Raw genomic sequence first — 22,192 nt, 5'->3', positions numbered from 1 at the left:
AACCACCTCCCACCCCGCATTTCGTACGGCCTAGGCAGGAGAAATGCGGCGGGCGGGCTATCACGCGGGATAATTCCACATTATCCCGCCTGATAAAACGTACATTGAAGATCATCTTGCGGCTTGAAATAGTATGTAATTACGTGGTATGTAATCCATTACGAAATAATCGGGAGACGGCCATGGCACGTTCTGGGCTCTACAAGACCGATGTACAGCGCGCCCGCGATGCGTTGCTTGCGCAGGGCAAGAAGCCCTCCGTCGACGCCGTCCGCGTCGCCTTGGGCAACACCGGCTCCAAGACCACCATCCACCGTTACCTGCGGGAACTGGACGAGGAGGAAGGTCCAGGCGTGGGAGGCCAAGCCGCGGTTAGCGACGCGCTGCAGGACCTGGTGGGGCGCCTGGCCGCGCGCCTGCACGACGAGGCCGACAGCCGCCTCCAGGAAGCCCAGCAGCGCCATGAACATCAGGTACAGGAGCGCGACGAAGTCCTCGCTCGCGCGCAGCAGGAAGCGGCCGGCTTGGCGACCCAATTGTAGCGCACCGAGGCCGCGCTGCATGACGAACGCAATGCCCACGCGGCTCTCCAGCACGCGCTGGCAGAGAAGGTCACGGAAGTGGCGCAGCTGGGCGAGCGCATCGCCGGCCTGACCACCCGCATCACCGAGCACGAAGCCCATGCCCGCTCCCTGGAGCAAAAGCACGAGCATGCGCGGGAGTCGCTGGAACACTACCGGACTTCGGTCAAGGAGCAGCGGGAGCAGGAGCAGCGGCGCCACGAGCACCAGGTGCAGGAGCTGCAGGTGGTCTTGCGGCAGGCCAACGAGGCCTTGGGGGCGAAGAACCAGGAACTGGTGCAACTCAATCGGGACAACAGCCAGTGGCTGGAGCGCCACAGCCGCCTGGAGCGCGAGATGAGTCAGCTGCGTCAGGCACGCGAGGCGCAGCAGCAGGAACTGGACGCACTGCGCCAAACGGCGGCGGAGTACCAGGCCTTGCAGGCCCGCTGGGCGCAGGATGTCCCGGCCTTGGAGGCATTACGTAACGATCTGGCGCAGGCGCAGGCCGAGCTTGCCCAAGAACGGGAGCGCCGCGAAAGCGCCGAAGCCGAGGTGCTGCGCGCCGGTGCCCGCCAGGAGCTGCTGGAGCAGGTGTTGGCCAAACTGGGACCACCGCCCGAGCCTGCCAAGGGCAAGCCGCGACGCCCCGCGGACGGAGACAATGACGTCGGGTAGTCCCCGGAACCCGGCTGCGTTTGGGATGAAATGACCCCTTGAACTTAAAGCCACTTGAAGATCTAGGATGGCCGCCACTTCTACGGAGGCTCCCCATGAAACCGACGACAAGCAGTGCCCCGGCATGCTCATTGGACGCGCGTGATTTCCAGGAGCGCGTGGCCTGGATCGCGGCGTTGAATGACCGATCGCTGCTGGATCACCTACGCCAGGGCCGGACCTTGAGGCTCCGGTACGCCCTCGATGCCGAACCCCAGGTGCAGGACATGGTGGCCCGCGAGCAGGCGTGCTGCGCTTTCCTGGAATTCGATCTCCAGAAAACCGCCCTGGCGATCGAACTGACCATCGGTGTGCCCACCGAACATCAGGACAACGCGGATGTGCTGCTGGCTCCGTTCCTAGGTGAGCCAACGAGTACCAGCGACACGACATGCTGCGGTGCCTGCTGACGTGAAGGCACCGACGAACCGCGGCGGCCGGGTGACCGGTCCGATCGCCGTCACGACCGCCACGGCCGCACTGGCCTGCGGCGTGTGCTGCGTCCTGCCCATTGCGCTACCGGCCATCGCCCTGACAACCACCGGCGGCGTGCTCGCCTGGTTAGGCGGGGCGGGTAATCCCCCCCCTAAGCGGAAATCAACGGCACGCGTTTGGACCTGGTTTCGAAAAAATGCCGGCCGCACAAAACCCCTGCCCCGTTAAGGGCAGGGGGCTGTTGTATTGCTTCGAACACCTGAACTAGAAGGCCGATACCGCCAACTGCATGCTCTGATGACGCACGGATGCCACCAAGCTCGTCGTTTCGACCTCATGGCTACGGAAGCCAGCCATCGCCGCGATCAACTGGTCCAGTTCTGGCGACGCCCCTTGGCCTTGCGTCATTTCTGCCAAGCCGCCCCTACCGCCACGCTGAATCGGGTTGAGGCGGCCTTCTATCACCGTGAAGCGATCAGCTGGGGTGTTGTTCGAGCCAATCCGACGCTCCCAACGGTCAATGCTGCTCCAAGTATCAGAGTAGTCACTTCCAGCATGCCCCGATAGCAAGCGTTCGTGCACACGTTGAGTTGGGCACGGTACTTCGTGGGCGCCCACCACCGATTTCGTCATCTCTGCCTGCGTCAATCGCCTGGGAAGCGGTGTCACCTTGACCTGGGCTGCATCCGATTCGGTGTCGGCCAGCAGCGTCAATACCAACGGCTCGGTTGTACCCAACTGTTTCATCGACATACTCATCGCCTGTGCGAACGAGTCCCCGCCCTGCCCCGTCAGATTACCTGGCAGTGGGCTCAGCTGGCTGGCAATCTGTGTTGCCGAGAGGGCGTATCCGCTTGCCGGCTGCACGTAGGCAATGGCTGCCTCTCCGCCCAGGAAGTGGTCCAGTACCAGGAAGCCCTGCGACAGGTCGCCATCGACCAGCACGACCAGATCGTCGCCGTCCTGGTGGTAGCCCAGGCGGCTGCTGTCGATGTCGGCAAAGTACAACCAGTCGGTGCCACCGCCGACGTTGTCCACGGTGTCGAAATCGGACCCTTCGGCGTAGTAGTAGAAGTCGTCGCCGGCGCCGCCGATCAGCATGTCATTGCCGTCCTCGCCGACCAGCGTGTCGTTTCCTGCCCCGCCAATCAGGATGTCGTTGCCCGAGCCACTGAACGAACCGTTGCCGCCGGAGAGGTAGTCATCGCCATCGCCGCCGTCCAGCTTGTCGTCGCCAGCGAAGCCGAACACGGTATCGTCCCCGCCCAGGCCCCGGATCAGGTCGCGGCCGGAACTGCCAAGTAACTGCTCGCTGTTCGCCGTGCCGGTGACGACGTTCGGGTAGTCGGAGTCGTTCCCTTCGTTGCCGCCGCTGCCAGGGTTGCTGGTACCCGGATCGGGATCGCCGCCGCCCGGCTCCCCACCACCCGGATAGCCCGTTTGGGCCAGGGCATTGATCGCCGCCGTGTTCAGCATGTTGCCGCTGGCTGGCTGGACAAAGTCCAGCGCCATGTCGCCGCCGAGGAAGTGATCGGTCACGCGCACGAACCCGCTGGCGTTGCCGGCCACGGTGATGACCAGGTCGTCGCCGTCGCGGTAGAACGTCAGGTCGCTGGCGGTGATGCCGTTGTTGAAGAACACGCCATCGGTGCCGCCACCGGTGTTGTCGATCGTGTCCTGGCCACCGCCGTAGACGTAATTGTCGTTGCCGGCGCCGCCGATCAGGGTGTTGACGCCATCCTCGCCCACCAGCGTGTCCGTGCCGGCTCCGCCCTCCAGGCGATCGTCGCCTGAACCCGAACCGCTGCCATTGCCGCCGGACAGGTAGTCGTCGCCGTCGCCGCCTTGCAGGGTGTCGTTGCCGCCCATGCCGAACAACTGGTCGTTGCCGGCGAGGCCCTTGATCAGGTCCCTGCCGGAGCTGCCGACCAGTTGCTCGTCGGCGGCGGAGCCCGTCAGCGTCTGGTCGAAACTGGTGCCGGGGTTGCTGTCGCCATTGATGATGGCGGCGATCTGCGCCGCGCTATAGCGGTTGTCGCTGGCCTGGACATAGTCGATTGCTGCGTCGTCTCCCAGGAAATGATCGATGATCCGCGCCGCAGGCGTCGCCGCTCCGTCGATGATGACGAGCAGGTCATCACCATCGCGAGCAAAACCGAGCCGGGCCATCGCCAACCCGTCTACCAACAGGGTGTCGCTGCCGCCGCCGGTATTGTCCACCTGGTCGCTGCCGCTAGTGGCGTCGATAACATATACGTCGTCGCCCTCCCCACCCACCAACAGGTCGTCGCCGTTGCCGCCCCACAAGGTGTCGTTGCCGGCCATGCCACGCAGCTGGTCGTCACCGTCCAAACCCAGCAGCGTGTTGGCAGCTGCGCTTCCCTCGATGAGATTGTCCAGCGCATTGCCGTTGCCCTGTCCGGCATTGCCCGTCAGGCGCAGGTTCTCGACGTTGTCCGCAAGGATGTACTGACTGCCAAAGCCGCGCACGACGGTGTCGATACCCTCACCCTCTCGCTCAAATACACGGTCCGCGTCCGAGTCGAGAAAGTAGGTATCGTCGCCGGAGTAGCCGTACAAGAGGTCCGCGCCCAAGCCGCCGTCGAGCACGTTATCCCAGTCGTTTCCGTAGAGGGTGTTGGCCAGATCGTTACCTATCAGGCTCAGGTTCTCGCCGTCGGCCAGGGACGCCGACTCCACGTTCGCCGACAGTGTCCAGGAGACGCTAGCGAAAACGCTGTCCTGACCCTCACCAGACGCCTCGACGACGATGTCACCTGCGTCGTCGACCACGTAATAATCGTCGCCCGCACCGCCGACCATCTGGTCGGCGCCTGCACCTCCGTCCAGGTAGTTGCCGTCTGCATTACCGACCAGTTCCTGTGCCCCGTTGGTGCCGTAAGCCGAGTACGCAACGCTGCCCTCGACCAGAACAATCCGCTCGATGTTCTCACTGGCCCGATATTCATAGCGGCTGCTCTCGACGGTGTCGAAGCCCTCTCCGGCGAGTTCGACCACCCTGTCGTAGCCGGCATCGTCCAGGACGTAAGTATCGTCGCCCAAGCCGCCAACCAGCACGTTGGTACCGCCGCCCCCGGCAAGCCGGTCATTGCCTGCCAAGCCACGCAGCTCCTCGCTGCGCGCGGTTCCGGTGAGGACGTCGTCACCTTCGGTCCCGGCGACCACTGCGATCACTTCGAAGCTGGCGGACACCGACGCGGACTCGCCAAAACGGTCTTTCGCGGTGATCGTCACCGAGACGTGCTCGGCATCCAGCGGCGGCGTCCCGCTGAGGGTGCCGGTAGTCGGATCGATGCTGATCCAGTCCGGCCCGGTGACCGAGTAGACCAAGTAGTCGTCGGCGTCATCGGTAAAGGCGCCGTCCGGCAGCACAAACATGAAGGCCTCGCCGGCTGGGGTCGTGGCTGGCAACTGGAACCAGGTCGCCACCGGCGGATTGTTGTTGTACGGAAGTTGATTGAGGTCTCCGCGCCGGATGGTGCCATCGGCGAACACGAACTCATCGATCGACCGCACGAGCGTGTACTGCCCCGACACCTCACGCCAGTAATCCTCCACGATCAGGCGGTCGTCGGGATTGCTGCCGACCTGGACGACAAGACTGGTGCCGTCCTGGGACCAGACGACGTCGTCCGGGTCGATACCCTCGCCAAAAATGACTTGGTCGAAATCGTCGAAGCTGCGGTTCCAGAACCGGATCCGGTCCGTTCCGCCACCGGCCTCATAAAAGAATCGATCATTGCCGCCATAGGCTTTCGTATATTTACCGCCTATGTAGGCTCCACCCACGCCGATAAGCAGATCGTTGCCGGCGCCGCCATGCAGATCGGCGCCGTAGATGGAGGACATCAATGTGTCGTCGCCCGCTTCGCCATAGAGCTGATCCCGGTTGGAAATGCTGGAAATGTCGCTATCAAGCGGGTTCTCGTAATGTCCCCATATCACATCGTCACCAGCGCCGCCTCGGATCTCGTTGCGGAACATGTTGCCCTTCAGCACATTAGCACCGCCGTCTCCCTGCAAATTGCCACGGAACCCTAAGCCTGGGGCGCCATAGTTGAGCTGCAGCGTAATGTTCTCCACGTTGGCGTAGTCGGAAACGGACAGCCACATTGTCGCACTACTGGTCTCGTCCCAGCCTGCGATGACCACCGTATCGTTGCCGCCGCCAGCAGCCTCGATGACTACGTCCTGCCGCGTGATCAGGTAAGTGTCGTTCCCACCCAGGCCCGACAGCTGATTGACACCGGCGACGAGGTGGCCCTCCAGCACGTTGTCGTCGCTGTTGCCCGTTGCCGACACCGCTGAACCGGTAAGTCGGATGTTCTCGAGTTCCAGCCGGGTCTCGATCGAGTAGTCAATGGATGTCTCCACCGTATCGATCGAGTCGTAGTCGGTTTGCTGTTCGACAATGACATCGTCATAGCTGTCGATGACATAGGTATCCTTGCTCGAACTTCCCATGAGGGTGTCCTGGCCCCCATTGCCATCCAACCGGAAGCTCAGGTCCTTCATGTGGGTGGCAGTGGCTGTTCTGACGATCTGGATCACGTTGTCCAGCGCATTGCCGACCAGGCGACTGGGCGAGTCCGACCACCAGAAATTCGCCGGCGTGTGGACCAGGTTCTCCACGTTCGCCGCGAGAGTGACGTTGTAGAAGTTGGTGTAGAGCGTGTCGATGCCACCGCCGGCCTCTTCCTCTATCTGGCTGCCGTCGGTGGTAGGCTTAAGCACAGACGAGACGTAGTTGTGGTTGAGGTAGTAGGCGTCGTTGCCTGCACCGCCGATGTAGCGGTCGGTGTAGCCGCCTCTATAAGCCATGTAGAGCCGGTCGTCGCCCTCGCCACCGCGAACGATATCGTTGCCTTCGTCACCGTACAGCGTGTCATTGCCGGCCCCCCCATCCAGCACGTCGTCGCCGGTCCCGCCGTAGAGGATGTCGTTGCCATCCATACCGGACAGCGTGTCGTTGCCAGCTAGGCCGCTAATCACGTCGGGTGCAAAGGTACCGACATAGGTGTCGTCACCGGACGTTCCCGTCCACGACCGCTGCTGGAAGTCTGCGGCCGTGATCTCGGTGCCCTCCGTGAAGCGGACCCGGTGGCTGCTGTTGGTCAGAAAACCCTCCAGCACAATTATGTTGTCCGCGGTCGCGTTCGGGCTGCCGATGTTGCTGGATACGAAGATCGTCAGGTCGCTGCCGCTGATCTGGTAGTTCATCACCATGTTCTGGCTGATGCCGATCAGGTTGATGACATCGCTGCCAGCATTGGCGGCACCGAGGTTGCCGATCACGTCATGGCCGGAGCCCCAGTGGATGTTGTAGGTGTCGTCGCCCGCACCACCATCGACCCGGTCGGTGCCATTGCCGCCACCGTTGTAGACGAGGTTGATGACGTCGTTGCCGGTACCGCCCAGCACGTAGTCGTCGCCCTGCCCATCGGTCAGCGTGTCGTTGCCTTCGCCGCCGTCGATCAGGTCGTTGCCGCCCAGCCCGTCGATGGTGTCGTCACCCCCCAGTCCGTACAGGCGGTCGTCGTCCTCGATACCCTGCAGCGTATCGCCGTTGCCGCTGCCGCCGCCGATGGCACCGTAGTACAGCCCCGAGTCGATGGTGGCCCGGCTGATCCACGAGCCGTCGCCCAGTTGTATCCAGGCGGCAGTATCGGCGGCGAAATAGCCCACCAGCCTCAGGCTGCTGCCGTCGCCCATCGCCAGCACCAGGTCGTCCTGGTCGCGGGTGAAGGTGACCTCCTCGGCGGCAATCTCCTGCCGCAGGTAGATCTGGTCTTGGCTGCCGACCGCCAGCTGCACGATGTCTTGGCCGAACTGGCGGTCGAAGTAGTAGCGATTCAGGCCAGCGCCCCCGACCAACAGGTCATTGCCCTCACCGCCGACAAGCTGGTCGTCGCCGTCCTCGCCATACAGCGAATCATTGCCCGCGTTGCCCTGTAACGTATCGTCGCCAGCACCGCCATACACCTGGTCGTCGCCCTCGGCAGCAGTGACAATGTCGTTACCGTCCTCACCATGGATTATGTCTTGGCCGGTGCCGCCATAGATGCTGTCGTTGCCGATGCCGGCGTAGACCACGTCGTCGCCATCGTCGCCATCGATAGTGTCGTCACCGGCCCCACCGTAGATGGTGTCGTTGCCTGCTTCTCCGTCGAGGATGTCGTTGCCCTCGCCACCGTCGAGGACGTCATTTCCTTCACCACCACCGAGCGTGTCCATGCCGGTGCCGCCACTGAGGCGATCGTCGCCCGTGCCCGCGTAGAGTTCGTCGTCGCCATCTCCGCCATAAAGTACATCGTCGCCTGCTTCGCCGTAGAGCTTATCGTTGTCCGCGCCACCATCCAGGTAGTCGTTGCCATCACCTCCCTGCAGTTCATCCTTGCCATCGCCGCCGCTGAGAGAATCATCGCCGTCGTTGCCATGCAGCAAGTCATCGCCCTCGTGGCCGAAAATGATGTCGTTCCCAGTATCGCCCTGGAGATAGTCCGCGCCATCACGTCCCTGAAGGATGTCATCGCCAGTGCCTCCAAAGATGATGTCGTCCCCGCTGCCACCATCCAGAATGTCGTTTCCACCCTGGCCGGCGATCTGGTCGTTTCCACTTCCTCCATCGATGTAGTCGTCATCACCAATACCTGAATCCTCCTGCTCGTAACGATCGCCCCACAACTGGTCATCGCCTGCTCCGCCGCTGATCACGTCGCGCCCGGACTCACCGAAGATGAGATCAACGCCTTCACCACCATTGAGCACGTCGTCGCCTACTCCTCCGGAAATCTGGTCGTCGCCGGTGCCACCATTGATTGAGTCGTTACCTGCTCCACCAACAATCACATCGTTGTCAGCGCCACCATCGATGTGATCGTCCGCCGAGCTTCCCGTGATGCTGTCGTTGCCACTGCCCCCAGATAGGGTGACTCCTGACGTGAACTCAGCAGTGTTCCCTCCATAGGTGATGAGCCCTGCACCGGTCGTCTCACCATCGGGTTCCGAGGCAGATCGGTAGATCAGGCGATAGGCGCCATTGTTCGACGAAAAGCTGTAGGTCCATCCAGGGACAGTGGACTGACCCGTATAATCAAAGCCATCTGCCCCTGCGAAGCTGACGCCTGCGTGGAGATCGAAGGTTTCAGTATTAAGCAGGAGTTCACCGATCGGCGTCCAGGTGAAGTAGACATTCAGATCCCGCCAGATGTCTGCTTCGGTGATCGGGATCTGCGCGGTGGCCAAGTAATTCCAGCCGTAATACATGCCCGCATCGATCACGTCGTCGCCGGCGCCGCCATCGACCGTTGAGTCATCGCCGAATCCGGAGATGTGGTCGTTGCCCCAGCCCCCCTCGATGACATCCTTGCCGCCACGGCCGTTGATGATGTCGTCACCATCGCCACCGCGGAGGGTGTCGTCCGTATTGGCGAAACCACCCCAGATCATGTCTTTGCCATCGCCGCCATCGAGATTCACGGCGGATCCGTTCGGGGTTCCCATCACAGTGGGATTCAGATAGTCGGCGCCTGCTGTGCCCCCGGTGCCGGGCACGGGCGGCTCGGGCTCCGTCGGCATGCCCGGCAGAAAGATGCCGAAGTCGCCATTCTCCCAGCCAAGCAGGGTGACCTTACCTGGGAAGTGTTTGGACGAGACGACCAACGAACTCTTCCCCCCATCAGCCGCCGGATTGTAATCGAGCGTGAAATAGTCCTCCGGCGAGCGATAGATGTCGCTGGTGCCGACACGCTCATAGTCCACTTGGGCGACGTTGACGACACCGAACTTGAGCGTGTTGTCGCCCTCGGTATCCTCGATGATCTGGTTGCCGGTGGCTGTGTCATACAATACATAGGTATCGTCTCCCCCCTTGCCAAAAGCCGTGGTGCGACCATGAAGCATGGATATCTCGTTGCTTCCATCGTTGCCCATGACGATGTTTTCGTTCTCGTTGGCCGCGATGACGCTTCCTGACTCAACGAACTTCGGGGCTAGGTAGGGCGTATCCGGATCACCCGGCAGGTAGGGGTCGAGGGCGTACCCGACCTTCGATATCCACTTTTCAAGACTTTCTTTATAGCCAAGGTCTTCCATGTAATCCCAGAAGGCATCGTTGAGCAGTGCGTCCCAGACCAGTTCTCCAAGCTGGGTCGCCATGTAGCCGGCGGCAAGGATCAGGGTTAGCGCGCCTGCGGCTACCGCGACGGGTGCACCGAGGATCGCTGCGAGCCCTCCTGCAGCATTCATGAGGTAAGTTGTCACGGCGCCGCCGACGAAGAGGCCGGCAAGCTCCGTGGGGAAATCGCGGGGGTTTCCTGCGCCAGATTGGGCGGCACCGGCGATATCCATCGCGGTGAAAAAATGGCCAATGCCGTTTCCAATGCGCTTGACACCACGGATGGCGTCTTCAGGATTCTCTGCAGCATTCTGGAGCAATTGCAGGCTTTCGGCATGCTCATTCATGACGAAATCTGCATAGCTGGCAACTGCCTGCGCGTCCGCGCTGCCGCGGGCAATGGCAATGTTTTTCCACTTCTGCGCGATACGCGTGTAATCGATGGATAGCCCCTGCTGGCGTGCAAGTTCCGGATCATTCGCCAAGTTCTGCTTGATTGTCTCAATGTAGGCATCCAGTGCGACATCGGTCAGTGCGCTGATTGATTCCTCTGTGAGCGTCTTGATCGAGTCGTCACCGAAGCTTTTGAGCTCGCCGAGGAAGGCCTCCTTGGCAAAGCGCTTGGCTTCATCCGAGGTTGGCATCGGCGGCGGGGCCGGTGCGTTGAGATCGCCGAGGACGAAGTACACCGTCTTGTTGAATGAGGCCATGCCACAATGCTCCTTGCAGTTGGGGGCCGCCATCAGAGGCGGATTCTTGGATCAGTTGGATCGTTGGGGGGGAGTTGGCCTACGCCGTCATGGCGCGCGCCGTCGGCGCGCGGCCAGTCGCTCGCGGCCCCGCCGCTTGGCATCATCGCTGCGGCGCGCCAGCCAGAAGTCGAACGTTAGGAGCAGCCATACCAACGGGATGGGGATCAATAAAGCGACGATGCCCGTCCATGGCTGCCCGATACCAGCCGCCTTCATCGCCCGCACGATCGGCAAGGCCACGACGGTAGAGAACATGAAGGATGGCAGGTAGTAAAAGCTGAAGAACAGATAGCGATTGATCCAGCGACGTGTACGATTCGGGCTGTCAAAGGACTCTGTTGTCAAAAGCCACGCTGCCACGCGCAGCCGCCAGGATAGACCAGCAATTCCGGATAAGAAGATCAGCCCCAGCATTAGGGATACGAGAGTTTCCATCGTCTATCTCGGGTCAGTGGATCGAAGACTGGTACACGCGGCTTCCAGCCTCGCGCGCGGTCATGGATGCGACACGGAACCAGTTCCTTCCCGGTTCCGCCCTACTACTATTCCGGTCATCGTTCCCTCAACGCCTCGACGCCATGCTGCTTCAGCGGGCTCAACAGGTAATCGATCACCCGCCGCTTGCCGGTCTTGACCTCCACGCTCAAGCTCATTCCCGGCGTCAGCGCCACACGCACGCCATCGATCACCAGATGTGTCTGATCGAGTTTCACCCGTGCCGGGAACACCAGCCCCATGTTTTCGTCCTGTGCAGCATCGTGCGACACCGTCTCGACAATGCCCTCCAGATAGCCGTAGCGCGTATACGGGAAGCTCTCCACCTTCACCGTCGCCCGCTGTCCGGGCCGCACGAATCCGATGTCCTTGTTCAGCACTGTGGCCTCTACCTCCAGCGATTCCTCGCTGGGCACGATCGCCATCAAGGCTTGCGCCGGTGTCACTACACCTCCGATCGTGTGGATGACCAGTTGCTGCACCGTACCGGCGACCGGAGCGCGTAGCTGCATCAGCGTGTCGCGCTGCCGGGTCTTGGCCACCTGAGGGGTGTATTGCCCGACCTGCTCCCGCGCCTGGCGCAATCCGTCCAGGGTCTGTTGCCGGGTGTCGGCCTCCAGCACGCGCAATTCCTCCTGCGCTCCGGTCAGCGCCGAACGGGTTTCCAGCAACGTCGCCCGCTGCGTGGCCAGCATCCGCTGCATCTCGACCATTTCCTGCTTGCGTGCCAGGTACTCGTGGCGGCTGACGTACTGGCTGCCCAGCAACGACTCCAAGTCGGTCACCCGCTCTTTCGAGATCGCCAAGCTCTGCTCCAACGGCACGATCTGCGCGCGCACCGTGTTCTCCTGCGCCCGCCGCTGGGCGATGACGGCCTGCAGGCTCTGCCGCCGCGCCTGGTACACGGCGGCCTCGCTGGCCGCCAGTTGCCACTCGGCCTGCAGCCGGTTAGCGGGCAAGCCTGGCGCCTCAGGCTTCTCGGGCAGGATGCCGGTGTCCAGCATCTCTACCATCGCGCCGAACCGCAGCTCTGCCAGCCGGGCGTTGATGAGCGCTTCATCTGCCTGCAGGTAATCCGCCCCGGTGGCCGTCGCATCCAGTTCGACCAGAAGATCACCCTGTTCAACAGCCTGTCCGTCTCTGACCAGAATGCGCCGGATCACGGCCGTTTCCGCCGGCTGGATCACCTTGGTGCGGCTGCCGACCACGGTCTTGCCTGGCGCCACGGCGACGATGTCCAGCTTGCCGAGGATCGACCACAGCAGGGCTACACAGAACAGGGCGATGATGATCCGGATCGTCCAGCGCGCCGCTGGCGAGGGCGGCGACTCAACCAGTTCCAGTTGCGCCGGCAGGAACGCAAGCTCGTCTTCGCTGCGCCTGGGCGGATCGAGCTGGTCGCGGATCTTCCACGCCGTCCCGAAGGCCTGCCGGTAGCGCTGGAAGAACTCCTTGATCGCTTCGAGGACGTGCTTCATGCCAACCCCTGCTGCAGCTTGAACAGATGGGCGTACTGGCCACCCGGCCGATCCACCAGTTCGTCGTGGCTACCGGATTCGACAATGTGTCCCTTGTCCACCACGACGATGCGATTGGCCATCCGCACCGTGGATAGCCGGTGGGCAATGATCAGTACGGTGCGGCCCTGGCAGATGGCGCGCATGTTCTGCATCACCGCGTGCTCGGACTCGTAGTCCAGCGCACTGGTGGCCTCGTCGAAGATCAGGATGCGTGGGTTGGTCACCAATGCCCTTGCGATGGCAATGCGCTGGCGCTGGCCACCGGACAGGCCGGTGCCGTTGTCGCCGACCCGGGTGTCGTAGCCCTCGGGCAATTGCAGGATGAACTCGTGGGCCCCGGCCAGTCGGGCCGCCTGGATCACCCGATCCAGCGGCATCCCGGGATCGGCCAGGGCAATGTTCTCGCGGATGCTGCGGTTGAACAGGAAGTTCTCCTGCAGCACCACGCCCAACTGCCGGCGCAACCAGGCTGGATCAGCCAAGGCCAGGTCGTGGCCGTCGATCAGCACACGTCCGCGCTCAGGCACATACAAGCGTTGGACCAGCTTGGTCAACGTGCTCTTGCCCGAACCGGAGCGGCCGACGATGCCGACCACCTCGCCCGGTACGATGTCCAGGTCGATGCCGGACAGCACTTCGGCCGCATCCGGGCGATAGCGAAACGTGACCTGGTCGAACCTCACCCCACCCTTGATCGGCGGCAGCGCCATGCGACTGCCGGGTAGCTCGGTGCGGGTGTTGAGGATGTCGCCCAGCCGCTCCACCGAGATGCCGACCTGCTGGAAGTCCTGCCACAACTGTGCCAGCCGCACGATCGGTGCGGCCACCTGCCCTGACAGCATGTTGAAGGCGATCAGCTGGCCGACCGACAGCTTGCCCTCGATGACCAGCCGGGCACCGAAGAACAGGATGCCCACGCCCACCAGTTTCTGCACCAGTTGCACGCCTTGCTGGCCGATGTTGGCCAGTCGCGTGACCCGGAAACCGGCGCTCACATAGCCTGCCAGTTGCATATCCCAAGTCCTGGCCATGCGCGGATCCACCGCCGTGGCCTTGACCGTGCCGATGCCGTTGACGGTCTCGACCAGGAAGGACTGGTTCTCGGCACCACGGGCGAATTTCTCGTCCAGGCGCTTGCGCAGCACAGGCGTGATGCCCGCGGAGATCAATGCATAGACGGGCAGCGACAGTACGACGATCAAGGTCAGCCAGCCGCTGTACCAGAACATCACCGCCAGGAACACCACGGTGAACAACAGGTCCAGCACGGACGTGAGCGCCTGCCCGGTCAGGAAGGTGCGGATGTTCTCCAGTTCCCGTACGCGCGCGATGGTCTCGCCGACCCGGCGCGATTCGAAATAGGCCAGTGGCAGGTTGAGGATGTGGCGGAACAGCCGCGCTCCCAGTTCCACATCGATCTTGCTGGTGGTGTGGGCGAAGACATAAGTGCGCAGCCCGTTGAGGATCACGTCGAAGATGACGATGGCGACCAGGCCGACGGCGATGACTTCCAGCGTGGTCATGCCGTGGTGGACCAGCACCTTGTCCATCACCACCTGGAAGAACAGCGGCGTGACCAACGCAAACAGCTGGATGAACAACGAGACGATGAAGACTTCGAGCAGGATGCGCCGGTACTTGACCACCGCCGGCACGAACCAGCGGAAGTCGAACTTGGCCAGTTCGCCCAGTACCGATGCGCGCGATGCAACCAGTAGCAGCCGTCCGCAATAGCGCTCCTCGAATTGCTCTCGCGTCAGCACCTGTGGACGGCGCAGGCGAAGGTCCTGAATCAGCACCTTGCCGTCGCCGTTCTTGGCTATGACGAAATGCTCGCCATCCGGGCGCCATGCCAGCGCCGGTAGCGCAATCTTGTCCAGGCGATCGGCGGCGATAGCCGAGAACCGGGCCTTCAGGCCTAATGCCTTGGCCGCCAGCAACAACTCGGTCTCGTCGAACGGCTCGTCTACCCGCCCTTGCTGGTGTGCCAGCTGCGCCGCATCGGCAGCGATGCCATGGAACTGCGCCAGCAACACCAGGCCAGCCAATCCCAGATCTTGGAATGCAGACGAGCGGCCATACGCGCCCTCAGGCACGGCATCGACCACGGCAAGGTTCGGCCTTCCTTCTGCCATTACAGGATTCCCCAATCCTACAGCGCTATCCCTACGCTCTCTGGCACATCAGCTACCAGAGTGAATGGGTCTGACTATGTGCCGGCCCATGATTCCGTGTCAACTGCAATCTGTTTACACCTTCAACTCAACCGCGACAATTGCCAGTGGCTAGAACGCCATACCCGCTTGGAGCAGGCGCTGACGCAGGCGCGTCAGACGGCCGACGTCCAACAGCGCGAGCTTCGACGAGCTGCGCCTGACGGCCACCGAGTATCAAGCCCTGCAGCTGCGTTGGACCCAAGATGTTCAAGTACTGAAAGGCATCCGAACCGAATTTGCTGCGGCCCGGCCGATCTTGTCCAAGGGCGCGAGCGTCCGTAGCACGCCGAGGCGGATAGGCTGCGGGCCATGGTGCGCCTGAGCACGTTGGAACAGCTGCGTTCGTCGCGCGCCGACGGCGAATACTCAAGGGCATCTCAGCCGGCGCGACGCCGGCGCAGTATGGTGTCCAACAAGATCCACATCGCATCGATCGCAAGGAACTCTACGCAATGACCATAGAGACGACAACGCCTTCCGAAATCACCCAAGCGGTGTGCTGCTGCGTGTTCGGGTGATGGCCGATGGCGACGAAGAAGCCATGCACGGTCAGTTCGCGAGTGCTGCTGTCCTGGGTCGACTTGGTCGTGCACCTCGGTGACGCCGGCCTGATTGCCCAGCACTTCCGTCAATGGCATGGCGCCCGATGGGCGATCCTCAGGAGCACCGCGGTAGCTTTTATGGTTGATTATGAGGAAAACCATAATTATGAATTTCCTCATAATTCACCTGTTGGCCTGTCTGCTGCGGGTCTATGACTACCAAGACCGGCCCGTTCGGGGGCGCATCCGAGATAGGCCCTAGTCGATCTGCTGCAGGGCCACACGCAGCTTTGGCCAAGGAGCGCGTCCGCCGCGTAACCGCGGAAACCACGCCCCTGAATTGCAGGGTCAGCAGCAGGCCATCGGCAGTCGCTCGCCCGCTTGGATGCCGCAGATCATCGCCGAGTGCGACGAATACTTTGCCAGCGCCAGATTGAACGAGAAATTGCGATGAAGCATGCCGACTTTGTCATCGGAACCGAGTTTGAAACCTGCGCGGGCCAGCGTTGGCGCTGCACCGATGTCGGTCAGCGTTCGATCGTGGCGATCGAGTTGCGGCCAGAATTGGAAGATGCCTGGTTTTGTGGCCCGCCGTATCCGGTGCAGGAAGTGGTGTTCGACGAACACGACATCGCGGCCGCGTTTCGGAGCCCCGAGGAAGCCATCCTGGACGCGCTGACCGAAGTCGATCGAGGCCTGCATCCGGGCTATCCGCACGAAGTGGTCAACACCATGATGGAGGCGCGGTTTCCCGATAACTCGCGCCGCTATCCGCAGCCGCAACTGTTCCGTATCGATCGCGTGGATGCAGCCGGCGAAATTCTGCATCCCTATGCTGCGGAGTCCACGCCCAGTGGCTGGCGCATCCTTCTCTATGCGCCGTTTACCAGGACCTTCAGTACGCTGCCGGAGAAGGATTTTGTCTTCCTGCCGGCAGCCACGCCACAAGATCTTTTATCTCGGAAAAAGTCTTTTAATTCAAGTAATTAGAAGATATTTAGCTGTTTTCCGCACGAATCCCTGCCGACCCTCATCTGGATATGAACCAAGCTGCAGGCTGGCCGACGCGTCCAGCCGCAACCGGCGCCTGGTTGGATCCGTGCCTCGTTGGATCCATTGGATCCATGCCGCCGCCGGGCCACCCTTGGTTCTGCGCGCCACGCCAACGCAACCGTGCCTGCCAGGCTGGACCCACTTTGGCCTTCGCTGATCCCCGAGGTGCGCGCCTGCCTCGCCGGACGTCCACGATGGAGGCGCCCCAGACGCTGATCACAGTCATGCGTCACGCGGTCGAACGCAGCCTGGTCAGGATCGACCGGCGTGGCGGCGGTCCTTGGGTGTGGACATGGCGTCGGCTCCCTGGTGTGGAGACCCCTGTGACATTGGGTCCTCGGCATGCCACCCCTCCGGAGCAAGCAGCCTCAGCGCATATTGCTGCCGTCCCCGCACTATATGACTAGAACTACATCCAATGTCGGCGAATGCGCAGGACCGTCGGGAAGCAGTCGCGCGTCAGCGCACCAGGGTTATGAAGAGTTTAGTGGTTTATAGCGAATCCGCTATAAATCGATGCCGCCGCAGCGCCAGACCCCGGATCGCCGCCTTCAGCGCTTCAATCACGTGCCCTGGTGCACGCCATCGCGCACGTCCGTCCTCCGCGGAAGATGAGGGCGAAGACCGGCTCCAGGCCGCCTGACGCTCCATCGCATCTCCGGCAGGACTGGCGAGCGGCGCCGGCCTGCCATCCGCTCATCCCGGCGCCCTCAGCCCGCCTCCCTCGCCCACTCCTCCGCATCCGCGCCGGCCGGGATGTACAGCGGCGCGGCAGGATCGTTGGTCGCGCGCCAGACCGCCTGCGCCACGTCCGTGGACCGGGTACCGGGTCCGACCGAGTCGACCATGCGCGCGATGGTGTCCTGCATGAAGCGGCCATACACCGCATCGTCGATCCCGCGCAGGCCGCGGCGGGCGGACTCGCGGAAGCGGGTATCGCCGGAAGAGCCCGGCAGCACCAGGTGCGCGCGCAGGCCGAACTGCGCGATCTCGGCGGCGAGCGATTCGGTGATCGCGTTCACCGCGGCCTTGGAGGCGCGATACGCGCCAATCAGCGGCAGCGGCCTGTAGGTCGCGCTCGAGGTCACGTTGACGATGACCCCGGATCCGCGCGCGCGCATCTGCGGCAGTACCGCCTGGGCCATCGCGATCGTGCCGAAGGTGTTGGTCTCGAACAGGCGGCGCACCGTTTCCATGTCCATCAGCTCGAACGGTGCGGGCGCGCCGAAGCCGGCGTTGTTGACGAGTACGTCGACCTCCCCTGCCCCGGCGACGGCAGCCCGGACGCTTTCCGGATCGGTGACATCCAGCGGCAGCACGAGCAGGTTGGCCGATGCCGGCAGCAGGTCGTCGCGCGGGGTGCGCATGGTGGCGACGACGCGCCAGTCCCGCGCCAGGAAATGGCGCGCGGTTTCCAGTCCAAAGCCGGAGGAACAGCCGGTGATCAGCACGGTCTTCATTCGGTGGTCTCGCGTGTGGTGGGCGAGCCACCACGGTATGCACCCTGCCCCGTACTGCCTACAATCGGAAGTCCATACTTCGTTTGCAGGAGTCCGGCCATGGTCGATCCACTGGCGGAAGTGGTCCTGCTGCTCAAGCCCGCCGCGCGCTTCTCCAAGCAGGTGGTCGGCGCCGGCCCGTGGCGGGTCAGCCGCTCGGATGCCGGCGAGCCGTTCTACTGCGCGGTGATCGAGGGCGGTTGCCGGCTGGCGCTGGAGGGACGAGACACGGTCGTCCTGCAAGCCGGGGATTTCGTTCTGGTCCCCGCCGCCTACGGGGTCACCATGTCCAGCCTGCACGAAGTGGATCCTGCCACCCACTCCGTCCCTGTGCTGCTGGCCGAAGGCTCCTACAGGATCGGCGCGCCGCGCGGTCCCACCGACCTGCGCATCCTGGCCGGCCACTGCAGCTTCGATTCGCCCGATGCGGCGCTGCTGGTGCCGCTGATGCCGCAGCTCATCCATGTCCGCGGCGAGCCCCGGCTGGCGACGCTGGTGCACATGCTCGGCGAGGAATCACGCGAGGATCGGCCGGCACGCGAAGTGGTGCTGGCGCGCCTGCTGGAGGTGCTGTTCATCGAAGCCCTGCGCTGTACCACCGGATCGGGAGCCGCGCGCGGACTGGTCCAGGCCCTGTCCGATGCACGCCTGGCCGCGGCGATCCGCGCGATGCACGCGTGCCCTTCGAGGAACTGGACCGTGAACGAGCTGGCAAAGGAAGCCGCCCTGTCCCGCTCGGCCTTCTTCGACCGGTTCAACCGGGTGATGGGCATGCCGCCAATGGAGTACCTGCTGGCCTGGCGCATGGCCCTGGCGAGGGACCTGCTCGCGAACGGTGGTATCGGCATCGCCGACGTCGCCGAGCGCGTCGGCTACAGCTCGGCCAGCACCTTCAGCGTCGCGTTTGCACGCCATGTCGGTTGTCCGCCGGCGCGGTACGCACGCGGTGCGGCGCGCCCCGACACGCGGCGGCGGGACGAATCATCACCCGACCCCTTCGACGCAAAGCGTGCGGCAATGGCCGTTACCACGGCCGCAGGCGCGCCGCCTGGATGACCGGCGGGGCGGACGCGGGCGCTGCCGCGCCCGGTTACTCGCTGCGCTGCGCGGTATCGCGGCCTTGCGCGAATTCCGGGAAGACCTCCGCCAGCGGCTTGGTCTCCGGCAGGATGTAGAACACGCCACCGCGCGCGAAGACCGGCTCGATCACCTGCCCGTAGAACTCCGGCGCGACGTTGATGCAGCCGTGGGTGATGCGGTTGTCGTCCGGCTGCGGCGAGGCGAGGCGCTCGGCACGCTTCTCGGAACGGACGCCGGTAGCCGTCGGATGGATCGAGACGCCGGAGTCGTAATCCACCCAAAGCACGCGCCCGGCATCGAGCGAAGGGCCGAAGCCGCCCACGAAGCGGCCGGCCGGCGTGGTGCGGTCCTTGCCCGGGATCTCGCGCAAGGCCAGGCCGGCGATGCCGGGGGCGATGTGGTCGCCGACGGCCGAGCCGAACAGCGCAGGCGCCGCGCCGCGCAGCCGGCCATCGCCGCCAAACACCAGGATCTGGGCCGCGGCCTTGTCCATGATCGCGAACGGATAGCCTTCGCTGTCGCGGGTGGCGACCACCCAACCGGCCAGTTCGATCACCGTGTCCGCCACTTCCTGGCCCTGCGGAAGCAGGTCGACGGCGGCGGCCGGCGGCGCGGCGGCCTCCTCGGCGACGGCCATGGCCGGGTTCACGAGTGCCAGCGCCAACGCGAGACAGCTGGCACGGATCGCAGGATGCATGCGGCTGATGGGACTACTCCTCTGGAACCGGGCGAAGAACGGCCCGGTGCCAGCAAGGCCACCGGGCCGGGGTTTGGAACTGTCGCCGACCCCGATCAGCCGCGGGGCTGGCGGCGCGGGGCGGCCTCGAGCTGCTGCACGCGGCTTTCGATCTGGTCCAGGCGCCGGTTGGCCTGCTGCGCGGACTGGTTGGCGGACTCGGCGCTCTGGGCCGCGTTCTGCACCCGGCTGTCGAGCTGGTCAAGGCGCGAATTGATCGTGGCGAATTCCTTGTCGTAGGTGGCGCAACCAGCAAGACCCGCGGCGACAACCACCGCCACGCCGAGCGCACGCACCATCGCCACGTTGTTCTTGATCAGGGACATTCCAATCCTCCTTCGTCAGGGGCTTCGGAATATAGCCGGCTTTGCGTCAAAGCCATGCGGCGACTTCAGCGCCAGTTCGGTTACGTGCACGGTTCGTGAAAAAGTTCGTGCTGCGCATCGCAGTGCGCGCCTCCAAGCGCATTGCAGGAGGAATGTCCGCCTGTTCGTGATGCATCGCAACACTCCGCCGCCCCTGCGCTGCACTTTGCGCCTGGCCGGACGCCTGCAGCCTGGCACTGCTGCAGGCAGCGCCCACGAGCGCCGCGGCGCTCATGGGCAGGCATTGCACTACGATCGGCTCGACGCCTTCGCGCGCGCGGGGGCGTACGCGGCGCGCGACCGGATCATCCTGTCCCACCACCCGTGCAAGACCGTGCCTGGAGATGCTGATGAGACTGCCGATGCTCGCGATCCTGGCCGGGCTTGCGGCAAGCCCCGCGTCGGCCGGCGACGTGCCCGCGAGCGACAGCCATGGCATTGCCACCGCGGTGATGCAAGCCGATGCCCGCGCCCTGGCCGTGGTCGGCAAGTCGGACACCGCGGCCCGCCATGCAGGACGCGCCGGTTACTACCGCACTCTGGGCGACCTGGCGCAGTCGACCCGTTGGGCACGCGCGTGCATCGCCAACCCGCAGGTCGTGGCCGAGCCCGGACAGCAACTGATGTACCTCTGCCGCAGCCTGTTGGCCGGCAACCTGCTGCTGGCTGGCGACATCGGTGGCTGGGCCGTGGAGATGGAACAGGTGCGCGTGCTCTACCGCGAACACGTCGCCCCTTCGCTGCGCCCCGGCGGGGAACTGGCCGCGGTGGCCCGGCCGCGCTTCGAGGCCTTCACCGGATGGCCGCGCCAATGGACCCTGCACGCGACGGCCGCGCCGGGCACGCGCGTGCCCGTGGCCGATGGCCCCGGCGTTCCCGTGGTGCGCGGCAGGATCCGCGGCGGCCGCGACGGCAAGGCGCGCGACGTCGAGGTGGACTTCATCATCGATACCGGCGCCACCCATTCCCACGTCAGTCGCCGCGCAGCGCAGGCGATGGGACTGGAGGTGCGGGACGGCTTCGGCGTCGATGCCAGCGATCCGGCGCGGTGGGCGGAGATCGGACTGGCCACGCCGGTAGACCTGGAGCTTGGGGGAATCCGCTTCGGCGACGTCGCCTTCAGCGTGCCCGACGCGATGGAGCCGGCCCTCATCGGCCTGGACCTGCTCGCCCGCCTCGGCCCGCTCAGGCTGGGCGCGGACGAACTGGAAGTCCTGGCGGAACTTCCGCCAGGCTGCGACGCGCAACTGGCGGCCACCTCGTTGCCGTGGGGCGGCCAGTACGCACTGCGCCTCCCGATGCAGATCGGCCGGCGCAAGGAGCTGGTCTTGCTGGACACCGGCAACGACGCTTCGCTGGAGATGGCCGGCACGGACCTGTCCGCGTTCCCGCAGGCAGCCCTGGTCGAGCACAGCCGGCTGACGATCCACGGCCTGCAGCGCGTGCGCCATGCCGAGGCCAGCGCACCAGTCAGTTTCAACGGGCACGCGGCCGAACTCCCGATCCGGGTCACTGACCAGCCGGCCCGGGTCTTCCCGGTCTCGTGGACGGCGGGCTACGGACTGCGCACGCGCTACGACTTCCACGTGGACGTGGCCACCGCGCACGGCTGCCTGCTGCCGCGCGCCGCCCGGCAGGAGCAGCCACCATCCGCCGCTCGCGGCCCTCGCCAGGCGCGCAGAACGCGAGCGAAAAGCCAAGCGCACGCCACCCGCGAAGCAGGTGCGTCGGATGCCGGATTACCGGGAATCCGGCGTGCGGCGGCGCCGGGAAGTTGGTGGAGCCAGCCGGGATCGAACCGGCGACCTCTTGCATGCCATGCAAGCGCTCTCCCAGCTGAGCTATGGCCCCACGAGCATCGGCCTTCAGGCCTTTGCGTACCGCTGGAAATGTGGCGTCCCCACGGGGATTCGAACCCCGGTCGCTACCGTGAAAGGGTAGTGTCCTAGGCCTCTAGACGATGGGGACGTATCGTCGCTTCGCCCAACCGGGGTTGGATTTGGTGGAGCCAGCCGGGATCGAACCGGCGACCTCTTGCATGCCATGCAAGCGCTCTCCCAGCTGAGCTATGGCCCCACGAAGCTG

At 64.1% G+C, this 22,192-nt stretch carries 12 protein-coding genes, 3 tRNA genes and 2 pseudogenes; 6 read left to right on the top strand and 11 right to left on the bottom strand.

The genetic code is table 11. The annotated features are described in order from the left end of the window. Positions 1-182 precede the first annotated feature (182 nt). Both EIM47_RS12485 and EIM47_RS12480 read left to right on the top strand, forming a co-directional pair. A pseudogene (locus EIM47_RS12485) lies at positions 183-1,238 on the top strand (DNA-binding protein). A gap of 95 nt (positions 1,239-1,333) precedes the next feature. After that, positions 1,334-1,687 (top strand): hypothetical protein, encoded by a 354-nt coding sequence (locus tag EIM47_RS12480; protein WP_125077090.1) that lies wholly within the window; start codon positions 1,334-1,336, stop codon positions 1,685-1,687. A 289-nt stretch (positions 1,688-1,976) separates the two neighbouring features. Here the strand turns inward: EIM47_RS12480 and EIM47_RS15990 are convergent, their stop codons facing one another. The 4 genes from EIM47_RS15990 to EIM47_RS12455 form a co-directional block, all read right to left on the bottom strand. Next, positions 1,977-10,559: a putative Ig domain-containing protein gene (locus EIM47_RS15990; protein ID WP_164514610.1), complete on the bottom strand. Its 8,583-nt coding sequence runs from the start codon at positions 10,557-10,559 to the stop codon at positions 1,977-1,979. A gap of 87 nt (positions 10,560-10,646) precedes the next feature. Beyond that, positions 10,647-11,015: a hypothetical protein gene (locus tag EIM47_RS12465; RefSeq protein WP_164514609.1), complete on the bottom strand. Its 369-nt coding sequence runs from the start codon at positions 11,013-11,015 to the stop codon at positions 10,647-10,649. Between the two features lie 137 nt (positions 11,016-11,152). Then, complete coding sequence (locus EIM47_RS12460; RefSeq protein WP_125077086.1) at positions 11,153-12,574, bottom strand: HlyD family type I secretion periplasmic adaptor subunit; 1,422 nt, start codon at positions 12,572-12,574, stop codon at positions 11,153-11,155. Continuing rightward, positions 12,571-14,751: a type I secretion system permease/ATPase gene (locus EIM47_RS12455; RefSeq protein ID WP_125077085.1), complete on the bottom strand. Its 2,181-nt coding sequence runs from the start codon at positions 14,749-14,751 to the stop codon at positions 12,571-12,573. The genes EIM47_RS12460 and EIM47_RS12455 overlap by 4 nt, the downstream gene beginning before the upstream one ends. A 120-nt stretch (positions 14,752-14,871) precedes the next feature. Between EIM47_RS12455 and EIM47_RS16180 the strand changes: the two are divergent. The 3 genes and pseudogenes from EIM47_RS16180 to EIM47_RS12440 all read left to right on the top strand — a co-directional run. After that, positions 14,872-15,288: pseudogene (locus tag EIM47_RS16180) on the top strand (hypothetical protein); the annotation flags it as partial. 68 nt (positions 15,289-15,356) lie between these two features. Beyond that, a complete protein-coding gene (locus EIM47_RS15770; protein WP_205948721.1) occupies positions 15,357-15,590 on the top strand; it encodes a hypothetical protein in 234 nt (77 codons plus the stop codon). A 234-nt stretch (positions 15,591-15,824) separates the two neighbouring features. Further along, positions 15,825-16,364 (top strand): hypothetical protein, encoded by a 540-nt coding sequence (locus EIM47_RS12440; RefSeq protein WP_125077084.1) that lies wholly within the window; start codon positions 15,825-15,827, stop codon positions 16,362-16,364. A gap of 773 nt (positions 16,365-17,137) precedes the next feature. Here the strand turns inward: EIM47_RS12440 and EIM47_RS12435 are convergent. After that, complete coding sequence (locus tag EIM47_RS12435) at positions 17,138-17,887, bottom strand: SDR family oxidoreductase (RefSeq protein ID WP_125077083.1); 750 nt, start codon at positions 17,885-17,887, stop codon at positions 17,138-17,140. 99 nt (positions 17,888-17,986) lie between these two features. Here EIM47_RS12435 and EIM47_RS12430 point away from each other — a divergent pair, with 99 nt between their 5' ends. Next, the gene (locus tag EIM47_RS12430; RefSeq protein WP_084220824.1) at positions 17,987-18,982 is read left to right on the top strand and encodes an AraC family transcriptional regulator; all 996 of its coding nucleotides are present in this window, start codon (positions 17,987-17,989) and stop codon (positions 18,980-18,982) included. Positions 18,983-19,016: 34 nt separating this feature from the next. On the opposite strand, the gene EIM47_RS12425 is transcribed toward EIM47_RS12430, so the two are convergent. The 6 genes from EIM47_RS12425 to EIM47_RS12400 form a co-directional block, all read right to left on the bottom strand. Then, positions 19,017-19,643 (bottom strand): L,D-transpeptidase, encoded by a 627-nt coding sequence (locus tag EIM47_RS12425; RefSeq protein ID WP_125077082.1) that lies wholly within the window; start codon positions 19,641-19,643, stop codon positions 19,017-19,019. 155 nt (positions 19,644-19,798) lie between these two features. Then, the gene (locus EIM47_RS12420) at positions 19,799-20,068 is read right to left on the bottom strand and encodes a membrane protein (RefSeq protein WP_019399767.1); all 270 of its coding nucleotides are present in this window, start codon (positions 20,066-20,068) and stop codon (positions 19,799-19,801) included. Between the two features lie 344 nt (positions 20,069-20,412). Then, on the bottom strand, positions 20,413-21,558 hold the full coding sequence (locus EIM47_RS15980; RefSeq protein ID WP_240626230.1) for a hypothetical protein: 1,146 nt from the start codon (positions 21,556-21,558) through the stop codon (positions 20,413-20,415). Positions 21,559-21,882: 324 nt separating this feature from the next. Then, positions 21,883-21,958, bottom strand: a tRNA-Ala gene (locus EIM47_RS12410). Between the two features lie 41 nt (positions 21,959-21,999). After that, positions 22,000-22,075, bottom strand: a tRNA-Glu gene (locus tag EIM47_RS12405). A gap of 32 nt (positions 22,076-22,107) precedes the next feature. Beyond that, positions 22,108-22,183, bottom strand: a tRNA-Ala gene (locus tag EIM47_RS12400). Positions 22,184-22,192: the final 9 nt, after the last annotated feature.

The organism is Pseudoxanthomonas sp. SGT-18 (assembly GCF_003931645.1).
In the GTDB taxonomy this organism is placed as follows: Bacteria; Pseudomonadota; Gammaproteobacteria; order Xanthomonadales; family Xanthomonadaceae; genus Pseudoxanthomonas.
The sequence above is the reverse complement of the archived record's forward strand: the minus strand, read 5'-3'. Positions and strand labels throughout refer to the sequence as shown.